This window comes from Rhizobium sp. L51/94 (assembly GCF_019355555.1).
Lineage (GTDB): Bacteria > Pseudomonadota > Alphaproteobacteria > Rhizobiales > Rhizobiaceae > Rhizobium > Rhizobium rhododendri.
This window is the reverse complement of record NZ_CP072141.1, coordinates 3,247,119-3,259,583: the sequence shown is the minus strand read 5'-3', so window position 1 is coordinate 3,259,583 and position 12,465 is coordinate 3,247,119. Positions and strand designations below refer to the sequence as shown.

The window sequence follows — 12,465 nt, the reverse complement described above, 5'->3', positions numbered from 1 at the left end:
TGCGAATGGCTGAAGCTATCGGCCCTCTCCCTGACAAAGGGGGAGGGCAAAGCGTTTGCAGGAGGCGAGATGTCCGAAACCATCAATGGCGAACCGAGGGTTCTGGCGACCGATGCGGCGCTGGAGTTGATCCGCGAAATCCAGGTCGACCATCCCCACGTGCTTTTCCACCAGTCCGGCGGCTGCTGCGATGGATCGTCGCCGATGTGCTACCCCGTGGAGGAGTTCATGATCGGCGATCATGACGTGAAGCTCGGCGAGATCGGCGGCGTCCCGGTCTACATATCCGGCAGCCAGTTCGAAGCCTGGAGGCACACACAGCTGATCATCGACGTTGTGCCGGGCAGGGGCGGCATGTTCTCGCTCGACAACGGCCGCGAGAAAAGGTTTCTGACGCGCTCACGAATGTTCGACGGAGGCGAAGCCTGCGCGATCCCCTTGGTGAAAAGGGTCTAGGAGTCATACATTTGCGGTGACGGCAGTCTCAGTCGAACAGGCTGGAAACTGATTCTTCCAGGCTGGTCCGGTTTATCGCCTCGCCCATGAGGCTCGCCGTCGAGATGACGCGGATGTTGTGGGCAGATTGTACCGCTGTCGTCGGCTGGATCGAGTCGGTGATGACCAGCTCTTTCAGTTTCGACGATGTTACGCGGGTGACGGCGCCACCGGACAACACCCCATGGGTAATGTAAGCGGTGACACTAAGGGCGCCGTTCTTCAACAATGCTTCGGCGGCGTTGACTAGCGTACCGCCGGAATCAACAATATCGTCGATCAAGATGCAATCTTTGCCATGGACGTCGCCGATGATGTTCATCACTTCGGATTCGCCCGGGCGGTCGCGCCGCTTGTCAACGATCGCGAGCAGACAGTCCAATCTTTTGGCAAGCGCCCGTGCGCGAACTACGCCGCCGACATCAGGGGAAACAACAGTGATGTTGCTGATGTCGTAATGCGCCTTGATGTCCCGCGTCAGGATTGGCAAGGCGTAAAGATTGTCTGTCGGGATGTCGAAGAAGCCCTGAATTTGCCCGGCGTGAAGGTCGAGTGTGAGAACACGGTCAGCCCCGGCCTCGGTGATTAGGTTGGCCACCAGCTTCGCAGAAATGGGCGTGCGCGGACCGGGCTTGCGGTCTTGGCGGGCATAACCGAAATAGGGAAGAACGGCAGTAATGCGCCGAGCGGAAGACCGACGCATTGCGTCGATCATGATCAGCAGTTCCATCAGGTGATCATTAGCAGGATATGAAGTAGACTGTACAAGGAAGACGTCCTCGCCGCGGACGTTTTCCTGGATCTCGACGAAGATCTCCTGGTCTGCGAACCTGCGGACAGTTGCCCTGCCCAAGGGCACGTTGAGATAATTGCAGATCGCTTCGGCAAGTTGCCGGTTCGAGTTCCCTGCGAAAACCTTCATTTTGGTCCGCCCATTTCCAGTTTGATAGCCGCGCTTTTAACCGCCCCGGTCTCGAATGCAAGGGCTTAGGACAAGTGAAGCCCAGAATTGTGTGTAGGGGGGATGCTATCCACCGCGTGTCTGACGCCAGCCATTGAATTCGGCGATCGTCTTCGAGGCGATTTTCTGCATGACGGAGGGCGGAACAGCGGCCCATGGATCGCCGCGCTTCAGCGGTACGCTCTCCGTGCCCTGGATACGGTGCAGGCGTCCGCCGGTGCTGTCCAGCACGTCCCAGACGTAGGAGACGGTGATCTGGGGGCCGTCTGCAAAGGTCGTGAGGTAGCCTTTCAGAATGTAGGCGGCGGCGGTGTCGCCCGATCCCTTGATCGTCAGCCCGTTGGCGCGCGCCTCAACGCCCAGCTGTCGCGATAGCGGCGTAACGGCCTCAACCGGTCCTCCGATAATCGGCAGGAAGCGGATGGTGTTGCCGTCGCTCGCTGCAGCCGGCGGAAGCGATGCTTGCTGCTGCTCGCCATCGGGCTGTTGTTGCCCGGCGTCGGATTGATCGCTCTGCTCGGCGGCCTGTTGTTGCTCTTGCGCAGGCTGCGGGTCGCTCAGTCGACGCTCGGCCTCGCGTTGCTCGTCGGATTGCGACGGCAGGGAATTTTCCGCGTCATCCTGACCCTGCGACATGCCATCGTGGAGCGGCTTGGACGCAACCGGGTTGCGGCCGCCGCTGCGCAGCGCATCGGCCTGCTCGTCCAGCGTTGCGGATGAACTGCCGGTGGTGCTGTAGCCCTGCTGCTGGTAGCTGGATTGATAGCTGTCCCGGGTCTGGGCGCCATAAGTCGGCTGGTGGGGAGCCGCCGCCATCCGCTCGACCTCGCGCTGGGTGACCGGGGCGGAGGCGACATCGTCGCCGATACCGACCCGAGGTGTCAGCGCGTCGGTCGTGTTACAGGCGGACAAGGCCGCGAATGCGACCACGATGATCGGTATCGACCTGACAGACACCATGGTTCCTGCGTCCCTTCATCGCCCGGTTGAGCCGGCGGGTGACAGGACAGCATCGGCTTGATCCTCGTTCCCGCTCGAAGAGACAGGATACGCCCTTACCGGTTAAGAAATTCGAGCGGATGGCGCGAAAGAGTTTTGGGAGCGTCCGCGGTCGTCAGGTAGGTCTGGCCGAGGGTCATCGCCGTGCCGGTGTCGGAATCCATGATGATCATGTGAACGAACAGCGACATGCCGGGCTCGATCTCCTGCGGATTGCCGATGTGGAACATCTGCTGTTCCATCCAGGAGGGCGAGAAGCGGGCGCCGAGGGAATAGCCGCAGGCGTTGAGCCGGTGCCGCGCCAGGCCGCGCTCGTCCATGATCCTCGCATGCATGTCGAACACGTCGCCAAAGTTATGGCCCGGCTTCATCACGGTCTCGATGGCCTGGATAGTTTCGAGGCAGGCGCTGAACAGCTCGCGGTGGCGATGTGTCGGCTCGCCCACGACGATCGTGCGCATCATGGCAGCATGGTAGTGGGCGTAGGTACCGGCCCACTCCAGCGTCAGTTGGTCGTTGGCATCCAGCTTGCGACGGCCCGCCTTGTAGCGGCAGAGAAGGGCATCGATGCCGGAGCCGATGATGAATTCGTTGGCCGGATAGTCGCCTCCGCCGGAAAATACCGCTCCCTGCATGGCTGCAAGGATCGCGGCTTCATCGCCGCCGGGCCCGGTCAATGCCAGCGCCGCATCCAGCGCATCGTCGGCAAGGGCTGCCGCGCGCTCGACATAGGCAAGTTCGGTCGGGCTCTTTACCAACCGGAGACGGCCGACGAGGTAGGAAGCATCGACCAGCTGGGCGAACGATGTCAGCTGATCGTCGAGCAGGCGTGCGACGCGGCCGGTCATGCCGTGCGTATCGTATTCGACGCCGATGCGGGCGCCGAGCAGGTCCATTTCGCTCAGCAGGTTCTTCAGATCGAGCGTCGGGTCGGCGTTGATGCGGTCGACCCAGATGTGGATGTCCTCGATGATGGAAGTCTGGCGCGCCTGGCGCAGGTCTGCCGAGCGGGTCAGCAACGTCATGGTGCCGTCCGCCTTTACCACCAGCGTCTGGAAGAAGCAGTAGCCGAAGGTATCGTAGCCTGTCAGCCAGTACATGCTCTCCTGGGCAAAGAGCAGCATCGCGTCGAGCTTCTCCTCTTCCATCTTTGCCGTCAACCTTGCGAGGCGGTCGGCGAATTCGGTGCGTTCGAAGTGCAGGGCCATGTTAAAACGTGTCCTCGATTGCGATGGCTGAGATCTGCCGGCCGTAGTCTTCCTGGCGCTCATGGGTCGTGCGGCGGTAGGAAAAAAAGCGGTCGGCATCGGGGTAGGTGCAAAGGCCCAGGCTTTCGGCCGTGACGCCGGCTGCCGTCAACCGGTCGATGGTGAGGGCCGGCAGGTCGAACATCGCGTGGCCCTGATTGGCCGACCCCGAGAAATAGCGCGTGTAGGCCGGATCATGGGCGAGGAAGCGTTCGACGAACTCCGGGCCGACTTCGTAGCTGCTGCTGCTGATCGACGGGCCGAGGCAGGCAACGATCGATCTGCGCTCTGCGCCAAGCGACACCATCGCGTCGATGGTGTTTTCGAGTACGCCTGTCAGCGCACCCTTCCATCCCGCGTGGGCTGCACCGATCACCCGGTTCTTGGCATCGGCAAAAAGGATCGGGCCGCAATCGGCTGCCAGCACGCCGAGCACTATGCCGGGCACGGCTGTCACCAGCGCGTCGGCCTGCTGTCTTGTGCCGTCATAGCCGGCATCGATGGTAACGACGTCGGCGGAGTGGATTTGATGGACGGTGGCGAGCCTTTCGACCGGCTGGCCGAACCACGCAGCGACCCGATGGCGGTTTTCCTCGACCGCAGCCCGCTCATCGCGGGAGCCGAGTCCGACATTGAGGCCACGATAGATACCCTCGGAGACGCCGCCTTGTCGGGTAAAGTAGCCGTGGCGGATGCCGGGACGGCCGATTGCCGCCAGCAGCGGGCTTTCCAGAGGTTGCAGCAATGAGTCGTCCTTCACGTCCGGTTTCGTCTGGCTTGCGCAGCCGTTGCCTGGCGTGCGGTCCGCTGCTTCGATGGCGCAGATGTTTTCCCCACGGCAGGCGGGCTGTCAATCCACCGGGCGGAACGGCATCAGGTCGATGGCCGGACTGGAAACTGCCAGCACCTTGAACAGTTCCCCCATCTTGCCTTCGCCAGCGCCGGCCAGCCTGTCCACGGCTAGCTGGATATCGCGCTGCACCGTGCCGTCCTGTCCCCGGCCAAGCGCACCGGCGCGGTCCGCCAGTCCGAGCCCTATCAGGAAATCGCCTTGGTAGGCGCAACCGTTGACGTGGATGCCTTCGGCGAGCGCTGCTTCGGCAAGGCTCTGGAAATCGACGTGGCTGGTGAGGTCCGCTTCGCCGGGATGGGCGAGCGGCGGATCGTATTCATGCATCCGCACGGCCTGCAGCGTGTCGCCGAAACCCGTCGACAGATGGCCGTAGTCGATGATGACGGCAGTGCCGCCATTGCTGCCGAGCCGCTCGCAGATGGCGCTCATCACCGCCTGGCGGGCAGGGGCGATTTCAAAGACAGTGCCGAGCGGCGTCTTGGGCGCGGATTCAGGCATCAGTGCTGGATCGAGGGTTGCGATGCCGGCAGCAAAGCTGAGCTCGTCATCGATGTCGAGCACCACCACCCGCTCGCGAAAGCCCGTTGCGGTGCGTACAAACTGGCGGATCGGGATGGCATCGAACAGCTCGTTGGCGGCCAGCAGCGTGAAGCCATGGGGGACGTCGTTGAAATCCACATGCCAGGCGACCTTGGCGCCATGGGACTGCAGCGTCTCCTGCTGGATGTCGCGCAGTCGTTCGCTGGTTTCGACCAGATGCACCTGCATGCTGTCGTAGAGCAGCGGTGCAAGGCGCCGAATGACGCGCAGCATGTCCGACATCATCGTGCCGCGACCGGGGCCGATCTCGACAAGGCGCACACCCGGCGGCGTGCCGTGGCGCTGCCAGGCATGCACCATGAAGACGCCGATCATCTCGCCGAACAGCTGGCTGACCTCTGGCGCGGTCACGAAGTCGCCGGAAGGGCCGAAGGGTTCGCGCGTGCGGTAGTAGCCGTGCTGCGGGTCCGCGAGGCACAGCGAGAAATAATCGGTGACGCTGATCGGCCCGTTGGCGCGGATGATGGTCTTGATCTTTTCCCCTAGCGCGGTTGTCATCGCATCTCCCCCGAAACGCTCAGACTGGATGTCGCTGGATGGTATCGGCCCGGACAGCCCGAACAGCGCGTATGGCAGCCCAGAGACCGAGCAGGATCATCGGCAGCGACAGCACCATACCCATGGTCAGCCAGTCGGTACCGAGGAGATAGCCGAGCTGCGCATCCGGTTCGCGAAAGAACTCGACGAAGATGCGCGACAGCGCATAGCCGGTGACGAAAACGCCGCTGGTGAGGCCCGGTCGCTTCAGGGTCAGCAGCCAATGGGTGATGACAAACAGCACCAGGAACAGCACGATGCCCTCGAGGCCTGCCTCGTAGAGCTGGCTCGGATGACGGCTGAGCGGCCCGCCTGTCGGAAAGACGATAGCCCACGGCACCGTCGAGACGCGACCCCAGAGTTCGCCGTTGACGAAATTGGCGATGCGTCCGCAGAACAGTCCGATCGGCACGACGGTGGCGATGACGTCGAACAGGCTCCACATCGGAATGCCATTGCGGCGGGAGAACAGGATCATCGCGACGGTCGAGCCTATAAGGCCACCATGGAACGACATTCCTCCGTTCCAGATTTCGAATGCGCGCAGCGGATTTTCGCTGACGGCTTGCATGTCGTAGAACAACACGTAGCCAATGCGACCGCCAAGCACGATGCCGAGTGCAATCCAGACAACGAAGTCATCGAGATGGGCAATGGTCATCGGCGCCTTGCCATCACGCCACAGTCGTTCGTTGGTGACCAGACGCCTCGCATAGCCCCAGCCGAGCAGGATGCCGATGACATAGGCAAGTCCGTACCAGTGTATCGCCAGCGGACCTATGGAGAAGGCCACCGGATCGATATCCGGGAAGGGAATCATTGCCATAAGAAGGGCGGGTGTCTGCAAGGTGATCGATCCAATAATGCGCGCTGAACATGCTGCCGAAACGAGGCATGATGATGTCGATTAAACCGAACCATGACAATTGCAAGCGCTGTGCTGAGTTGCCCACGGCTTAAACCGCTTGCAACGGGACTTCCGAAATCCTAACTCAACACTATCTTGGAGGTGAAAACCCTTCACCGGGCCGTTGGCCGCAAAGGAGAGCAGCATGACCACAGGACCGAACCGCATCATGGATGAATTCGCCAAGCTGATGACCGATGCCGCTGGCGCCGCGCAGGGCGTCCGCCGCGAAATCGAAACCGCCTTCAATGCCCAGGCCGAACGCTGGCTTAACAGCATGGACATCGTCAAGCGCGAGGAGTTCGAAGCCGTGCGCGAAATGGCGGTCAAGGCGCGTGACGAAAACGATGCGCTCAAGGCCCGTATCGAAGCGCTCGAGGCGAAGCTTTCCGCCAAGGCAAAGTGATTTCAGCCCCCAAGGCTGGTCCGACGGGCATGGTGGATCTCCACCATGCCCGTTTTGTTATCATTTGAACGAATTTTTTAAGACCTGTGGACATGTACAAAAAACTCAATCGCCAGAGTCATTTATGACTCGCTTCTGAATCGATCTCGCAACACCTTTCCACAGGCGGATCGGGGATTTGTAATTTGAGGGGATGGCGCCGGCCTACAGCGCCTATACACTGATTTTAAATGATGATTCGGAACGGCCTTGGTAAGCTCCGGGCATGGTGGTCACGATATACTGGCCCCGTTCAACATCATCCCAGTGGTTGTGCCGGAGTTACTGTCTGCAGGGTAGTGTGTTGAAGCACAAGCAGCTGCATTCACTCCGGTTGAAAAGGTGCTGTATGAGCCTGATGGAAATTGAACTTGAGCGCCAGTCCAACCCGGTCGATATGATCGAGTTCGTCGCTGCCAATAACGACTGGTCCTTCGAGAGGTCGGGCGAAGACGAGATCGCCATGACCGTAGCCGGCCACTGGGCCGATTATCACGTGTCGTTTTCATGGATGGAAGAGTGCGAGGCCCTGCACATTGCCTGCGCGTTCGACATCAAGGTCGCAGAAACCCGCGTCAACGAAGTCATCCGTCTGCTCTCCTGCATCAACGGCCAGGTGATGATGGGTCATTTCGACCTGTGGCGCCAGGAAGACGTGGTGATTTTCCGCCAGTCGCTGCTGCTCGCCGGTGGCGCCGAGCCGACCAACCGTCAGGTTGAAGTGCTGCTTTCCAACGGTCTTGAAACCTGCGAAGCGTATTATCAGGCCTTCCAGTTTGTCGTCTGGTCCGGCATGGAGGCCAAGAGCGCGATGGAAGCTGTCCTGTTCGAAACCGTTGGTGAGTGCTGATATGACGCCTGCCGCCGCTTCCGTCCCTTCTTCGGGGCCGATCGTTCTGGTCGGTGCTGGTAATATGGGCGGCGCGCTGCTGACTGGCTGGCTGAAGAGCGGTGTTGCCGGTTCTTCGGTGATCGTCGTCGATCCGGGTCCGGCAGCCCCGATGCTGACGATGATTGCGGAAGCCGGCGCCCGTCATGTCACCAGTTTGCCCGAGGGTATAGAGGCCGGCGTTCTTTTTCTGGCGCTGAAGCCGCAGGTGATGGAAGCGGTGCTGCCGTCGCTGCGCCATGCCGTGGGCACTGAGACAGTCATCGTATCCGTTGCGGCCGGCAAGACGCTGGCTTTCCTCGAGACCCATCTCGGCAAGGCAGCCATGGTCCGCGCCATGCCGAACACGCCGGCCATGGTCGGTCGTGGCGTCACCGGCGCCTATGCCAACGAGGCGACAGACGAGCGCCGTCGCCAGATCGTCCAGAATCTCCTGAAAGTTTCCGGCCCCGTCGAATGGGTGCCCGAGGAAGCAGATATCGATGCCGTCACGGCTGTTTCCGGAAGCGGACCGGCCTATGTCTTCTATCTCGTGGAATGCATGGCGGAGGCAGGTCGCAAGCTTGGCCTGCAGGCGGACCTCGCCATGCGTCTTGCACGGGAAACCGTCGCGGGAGCTGGCGAACTTCTTCACCAGCTCCCCGACGATGCGTCGAGGCTGCGCCAGAACGTCACTTCGCCGGGCGGCACCACCGCAGCGGCTCTCGCCGTGCTGATGGCAGAGGACGGCATGCAGCCGTTGTTCGACGAGGCGATCGCTGCTGCCCGTCTGCGTGCGCAGGAACTGGCTGGCTGACACAACGGAGCTCCCCATGACCGAAGAGATCACCTATGGCGATTTCGAGAAGGTAGACATCCGCGTCGGCACGATCGTCGAGGCGGAGGATTTTCCGCAGGCACGCAAGCCGGCCTTCAAGCTGAAAATCGATTTCGGCCCGGAGATCGGCATCAAGAAATCCTCGGCACAGATCACCGTCCACTACACAATTGAAACGTTGATCGGTCGCCAAGTGCTCGGCGTCGTCAATTTCCCGCCACGCCAGATCGGGCCGTTCCGCTCGGAAGTGCTCACCCTCGGTTTCGAGGACGAGGCAGGCGCCATCGTGCTTGCCGCTGTCGAGCGTGGCGCGCCGAACGGGCGCCGGATGATGTGAACGGCATTGCCGCTCAGTGGATATCCCGCGACACTGGGTCGGTAACGCTGAAATCGAAAAACTCCGCTTCGAAGCCGGCGCGCTGCGGTGAGCAGAAGGCCGGGCCGACCATCAACTCCGTGATCGCCGGGTTGAAATAGGCGAGCCTTGCCATGCGCCAGTCGGTCATTGCGTCCGTGCGGTACTGGATGAACAGCGCGTCGCCGTTGCGGGTCACACGCACCGACAAGGCATCGAAGTCGTGATCGAGCCTGAAGGCCGACCAGTCGGAATGCCCGTTGGTGACGACGACGCTGAAATGCTTGGCGCCATCTGTAAATTCGATGCCGCATTTGACCCAGTGCGTCGCGTCGTGGCGGATCATCAGGCCCGCCTGGTCATAGAGATGTTCGTAATGGCCCGAAAAGCTGACGCTGGCCGTGAAATCGCCGTGGCGTGGCTGGTGCAGGAAGTGGCCGTCGTCCCGGTGGAAGCCGTAATAGGTACCCTGCCAGAAGTCGGTTTTTTCGCCGGACCGGACGAACAGTCGTCCGTCGCGCAACTCCGATAAAGGCGGTTCATTCAGCCAGGTCATTGCCGAAAGATCGAACGTCATAGGGCCTCCTCAGGCAGGAATACGGACGGTGGCTCTCAGGCCACCAAGAGGACTGTCACCGAGCGTGATGTTGCCACCATGGCTGCGGGCGATGTCGAGTGCGATCGACAGACCGAGGCCCGTGCCGGAATTGTCCAGATTGCGTGCGGCGTCGAGCCTGAAGAACGGCTTGAAGACGTCCTCGCGGTTGGCGGCCGGAATGCCGGGGCCGTCGTCATCGAAAACGACCGTCAGCCAGCGGGCGCTGTGCTTGGCCTCGATACGCAGGGTATTGGCGTAGCGCCGTGCATTCGAGGCAAGGTTGGTGACCAGCCGGTTGAAGGCGTTGGGGCGGACGGAGACGACGTTGTCGCCTTCGAGTTCATAGGCGAACGACTTGCCATGCAGGCTGAAATCGACCTCCAGCCTGTCGAAAAGATCGGTCAGCTTCAGGCTTCCGACGTCCTCCTCCGCTTCGCCACGAGCAAAGGCCATGTAGCCCTCAAGCATGCTCTGCATGTCCTCGACGTCCTCGTTGAGGCCCGCGAGGTCAGGATTGTCGCCGGCCAGCGCCAGTTGCAGCTTGAACCGCGTGAGGACAGTGCGCAGGTCATGGCTGACGCCGCTCAGCATCGCCGTGCGCTGCTCGATCTGGCGCTCGATGCGCTCGCGCATGAGGATGAAGGCGAGGCCGGCGCGGCGGACTTCGTCGGCGCCGCGTGGCAGGAAGGTTTCCATCTTCTGGCCCTTGCCGAAGCTCTCGGCGGCCCTGGCCAGCGCTTCGATCGGCCTGATCTGGCCGCGCAGGAACAGAACCGCGATAATGATGAGCACCAACGAGGTGCCGACCATCCAGAAAATGAAGATCTGGGTGTTAGAGGCATAGGTCTGGCTGCGGCGGGCAAAGACCCGCAGGACCTTGTCCTTCAGCTTTATGCGGATTTCGACGACGCCGGAATCACCGACCGTATCGATCCAGAAGGGCAGGTTGATCTGCTCATGGATTTCCTCGCTGAGGATATCGTCGAGGATGGAGAAGAACGGTTTGGAAAGCGGCCTCGGCAGTTCGCTGTTAGCCTCGATCGATATGCTGAGCCCGAGTTTGTCGCGAGCGATACGGGTGACTTCGGTGTAGTCGGCATCCTGGGGATAGGTTTGGATGATGTCGATAATGCTGGCGATATCGCGGGTCGTCGCCATCGACAACCGCTGGGTCACCATCTGCCAGTAGCGCTCCATGAACACGGCGGCGACGACGGCCTGCAGCAGGATCATCGGGATGATGATGATCAGCAGCGAGCGCGTATAGAGACCGGTCGGCAGGCGGCGACGCAGCCAGCGGTTTGCCGACTTGATGCGCGACGTCGGCACGTGCTCGTGGTTGCGCCTGATCGTGTCGAATGCTGCCATCGTTACGGGTCCTGCCGGCTCTGTCCGCTTCAGTCTAGTCGATGCTGAGACGGTAGCCTATACCGCGCACCGTCTGAAGCCAGACGGGGTTTGCAGGATCGTCCTCGATCTTGCGGCGCAGCCTGTTGATCTGGACGTCGATGGTGCGCTCGCCGACATCGGCATCATCGCCGATCAATTCATGGCGCGGAATGGTTTCGCCGGCTTTCCTTGCAAACAGCAGCATGATGTCCTGCTCGCGGTCGGTTAACCGTATGACCTCGGAGGCGCGCTTCAATTCCTTGCGCGACAGCGAGAAGGTATAGGGGCCGAACATCACCTGTTCGATCTTCGGTGCATCGGCCGGCGAGTTTCGTTTCAAGATGTTGGTGATGCGAAGCACCAGTTCGCGCGGATCGAAGGGCTTGGAGAGATAGTCGTCGGCTCCTGCCTCCAGGCCGGCAATGCGGGAATCGGATTCGGCGAGAGCCGTCAGCATGATGATCGGGATGTTCTTGATCTCCCGCAGGGCTGCGGTGAGCGATATGCCGGATTCGCCGGGCATCATGACGTCCATGATGATCAGGTCGAAATCCAGACCTTCGAGCTTGCGCCGGGCCTCTGCGCCTTCGGCGGCAACAGTCACGCGAAAGCCTTTCTCCATCAGGTAGCGGTTGAGAAGGACCCGGATACGGGTGTCGTCGTCCACCACCAGAAGGTGCGGGGCATCGTCCGAAATGGGCATTTTTGTCGTCATTCAATCCGTCTCGTTTTTCTGTCGATCCTGCATCCCCCGCAGGAAGGCCTTGACGCTGTCTCGCGCCGGAGCCGAACTTCCTTCGAATGCCTTTTCAATACGGCGCGATTGCGGCTCGGCCAGCGCCAGCGCGAGGTCGCGCCCTGTTCTGGTTGGATAGAGCCTGCGCTGTCGCCGGTCTTCGTCGCCGGCAACCTGATGAATATAACCCGAATCAATCAACTGTTTGAGCACCCGCGCCAGACTCTGCTTGGTGATCTTGAGAGTTTCCAGAAGGTCCGCAACGGTCATGCCCGGTTCACGGTTAACAAAATGCACCACGCGGTGATGAGCCCGGCCAAAGCCGCCGATGGCCAGAATTGCGTCCGGATCCGAGACGAAATCGCGATAGGCGAAGAAGAGAAGCTCAATGATCTCGAAATCGATGCCCCCGGTATCCTGAAGCGGCGTCGACAGCAGGTCCGATTTCTCGTTCTCGTTCGTCTGGCGTGGCACCTTGGCACATCCTTCCTCTTTTGGGACAGGGATAACCTAGCGCAGAGCGGCGGCGGTGTCGTTCACGGAATGAACGTCATCCAGTGTTTGCAGGGTTTTAGCCTGGCTGCTCACCTGTCGGCGGAGGAGAGGATAGGACAGAGCATTCTTTTCTATCGTCTCT

At 61.1% G+C, this 12,465-nt stretch carries 15 protein-coding genes; 5 read left to right on the top strand and 10 right to left on the bottom strand.

The genetic code is table 11. The annotated features are described in order from the left end of the window. Positions 1-69: 69 nt before the first annotated feature. Entirely contained in the window at positions 70-456 is a 387-nt protein-coding gene (locus J5274_RS15900) for a DUF779 domain-containing protein (RefSeq protein WP_142823331.1), read from the top strand. 28 nt (positions 457-484) lie between these two features. Here J5274_RS15900 and J5274_RS15895 read toward each other — a convergent pair whose 3' ends face one another. The 6 genes from J5274_RS15895 to lgt form a co-directional block, all read right to left on the bottom strand. Next, complete coding sequence (locus tag J5274_RS15895) at positions 485-1,417, bottom strand: ribose-phosphate pyrophosphokinase (protein WP_142823330.1); 933 nt, start codon at positions 1,415-1,417, stop codon at positions 485-487. Positions 1,418-1,522: 105 nt separating this feature from the next. Further along, positions 1,523-2,416: a hypothetical protein gene (locus J5274_RS15890; protein ID WP_142823329.1), complete on the bottom strand. Its 894-nt coding sequence runs from the start codon at positions 2,414-2,416 to the stop codon at positions 1,523-1,525. A 95-nt stretch (positions 2,417-2,511) separates the two neighbouring features. Continuing rightward, entirely contained in the window at positions 2,512-3,663 is a 1,152-nt protein-coding gene (locus J5274_RS15885) for a Xaa-Pro peptidase family protein (protein WP_142823328.1), read from the bottom strand. 1 nt (position 3,664) lies between these two features. Then, on the bottom strand, positions 3,665-4,462 hold the full coding sequence (pgeF, locus tag J5274_RS15880) for a peptidoglycan editing factor PgeF (protein ID WP_142823327.1): 798 nt from the start codon (positions 4,460-4,462) through the stop codon (positions 3,665-3,667). A gap of 90 nt (positions 4,463-4,552) precedes the next feature. Continuing rightward, positions 4,553-5,653 carry a class I SAM-dependent methyltransferase gene (locus J5274_RS15875; protein ID WP_142823326.1) on the bottom strand — a complete coding sequence of 367 codons (1,101 nt, stop codon included), beginning with the start codon at positions 5,651-5,653 and terminating at the stop codon, positions 4,553-4,555. Between the two features lie 19 nt (positions 5,654-5,672). Beyond that, entirely contained in the window at positions 5,673-6,539 is an 867-nt protein-coding gene (gene lgt, locus J5274_RS15870; RefSeq protein ID WP_142823325.1) for a prolipoprotein diacylglyceryl transferase, read from the bottom strand. Between the two features lie 205 nt (positions 6,540-6,744). Here lgt and J5274_RS15865 point away from each other — a divergent pair, with 205 nt between their 5' ends. From J5274_RS15865 to J5274_RS15850, 4 genes are all read left to right on the top strand, one after another. Further along, positions 6,745-7,005 carry an accessory factor UbiK family protein gene (locus J5274_RS15865; protein ID WP_142823324.1) on the top strand — a complete coding sequence of 87 codons (261 nt, stop codon included), beginning with the start codon at positions 6,745-6,747 and terminating at the stop codon, positions 7,003-7,005. A gap of 388 nt (positions 7,006-7,393) precedes the next feature. Continuing rightward, positions 7,394-7,894, top strand: a complete 501-nt coding sequence (locus J5274_RS15860) for a YbjN domain-containing protein (RefSeq protein WP_111222713.1) — start codon at positions 7,394-7,396, stop codon at positions 7,892-7,894. Between the two features lies 1 nt (position 7,895). Beyond that, positions 7,896-8,729 carry a pyrroline-5-carboxylate reductase gene (gene proC, locus J5274_RS15855; RefSeq protein WP_142823323.1) on the top strand — a complete coding sequence of 278 codons (834 nt, stop codon included), beginning with the start codon at positions 7,896-7,898 and terminating at the stop codon, positions 8,727-8,729. 16 nt (positions 8,730-8,745) lie between these two features. Continuing rightward, positions 8,746-9,087 carry a tRNA-binding protein gene (locus J5274_RS15850; RefSeq protein WP_142823322.1) on the top strand — a complete coding sequence of 114 codons (342 nt, stop codon included), beginning with the start codon at positions 8,746-8,748 and terminating at the stop codon, positions 9,085-9,087. Between the two features lie 13 nt (positions 9,088-9,100). On the opposite strand, the gene J5274_RS15845 is transcribed toward J5274_RS15850, so the two are convergent. The 4 genes from J5274_RS15845 to J5274_RS15830 are packed head-to-tail and all read right to left on the bottom strand — an operon-like array spanning position 9,101 to position 12,302. Continuing rightward, a complete protein-coding gene (locus J5274_RS15845; RefSeq protein WP_142823321.1) occupies positions 9,101-9,682 on the bottom strand; it encodes a DUF1349 domain-containing protein in 582 nt (193 codons plus the stop codon). A gap of 9 nt (positions 9,683-9,691) precedes the next feature. After that, a complete protein-coding gene (locus tag J5274_RS15840) occupies positions 9,692-11,071 on the bottom strand; it encodes an ATP-binding protein (RefSeq protein ID WP_142823320.1) in 1,380 nt (459 codons plus the stop codon). Positions 11,072-11,105: 34 nt separating this feature from the next. Further along, the gene (locus J5274_RS15835; protein WP_142823319.1) at positions 11,106-11,807 is read right to left on the bottom strand and encodes a response regulator; all 702 of its coding nucleotides are present in this window, start codon (positions 11,805-11,807) and stop codon (positions 11,106-11,108) included. After that, a complete protein-coding gene (locus J5274_RS15830; protein ID WP_111222719.1) occupies positions 11,808-12,302 on the bottom strand; it encodes a MarR family winged helix-turn-helix transcriptional regulator in 495 nt (164 codons plus the stop codon). It lies immediately after the preceding gene. Positions 12,303-12,465: the final 163 nt, after the last annotated feature.

Coding starts and splice junctions, on each gene's coding strand:
- J5274_RS15895 (WP_142823330.1), bottom strand. CDS start 1,417: ATGAAGGTTTTCGCAGGGAACTCGAACCGGCAACTTGCCGAAGCGATC.
- J5274_RS15890 (WP_142823329.1), bottom strand. CDS start 2,416: ATGGTGTCTGTCAGGTCGATACCGATCATCGTGGTCGCATTCGCGGCC.
- J5274_RS15835 (WP_142823319.1), bottom strand. CDS start 11,807: ATGACGACAAAAATGCCCATTTCGGACGATGCCCCGCACCTTCTGGTG.
- J5274_RS15850 (WP_142823322.1), top strand. CDS start 8,746: ATGACCGAAGAGATCACCTATGGCGATTTCGAGAAGGTAGACATCCGC.
- J5274_RS15900 (WP_142823331.1), top strand. CDS start 70: ATGTCCGAAACCATCAATGGCGAACCGAGGGTTCTGGCGACCGATGCG.
- J5274_RS15845 (WP_142823321.1), bottom strand. CDS start 9,682: ATGACGTTCGATCTTTCGGCAATGACCTGGCTGAATGAACCGCCTTTA.
- J5274_RS15885 (WP_142823328.1), bottom strand. CDS start 3,663: ATGGCCCTGCACTTCGAACGCACCGAATTCGCCGACCGCCTCGCAAGG.
- J5274_RS15860 (WP_111222713.1), top strand. CDS start 7,394: ATGAGCCTGATGGAAATTGAACTTGAGCGCCAGTCCAACCCGGTCGAT.
- J5274_RS15840 (WP_142823320.1), bottom strand. CDS start 11,071: ATGGCAGCATTCGACACGATCAGGCGCAACCACGAGCACGTGCCGACG.
- proC (WP_142823323.1), top strand. CDS start 7,896: ATGACGCCTGCCGCCGCTTCCGTCCCTTCTTCGGGGCCGATCGTTCTG.
- J5274_RS15865 (WP_142823324.1), top strand. CDS start 6,745: ATGACCACAGGACCGAACCGCATCATGGATGAATTCGCCAAGCTGATG.
- J5274_RS15875 (WP_142823326.1), bottom strand. CDS start 5,653: ATGACAACCGCGCTAGGGGAAAAGATCAAGACCATCATCCGCGCCAAC.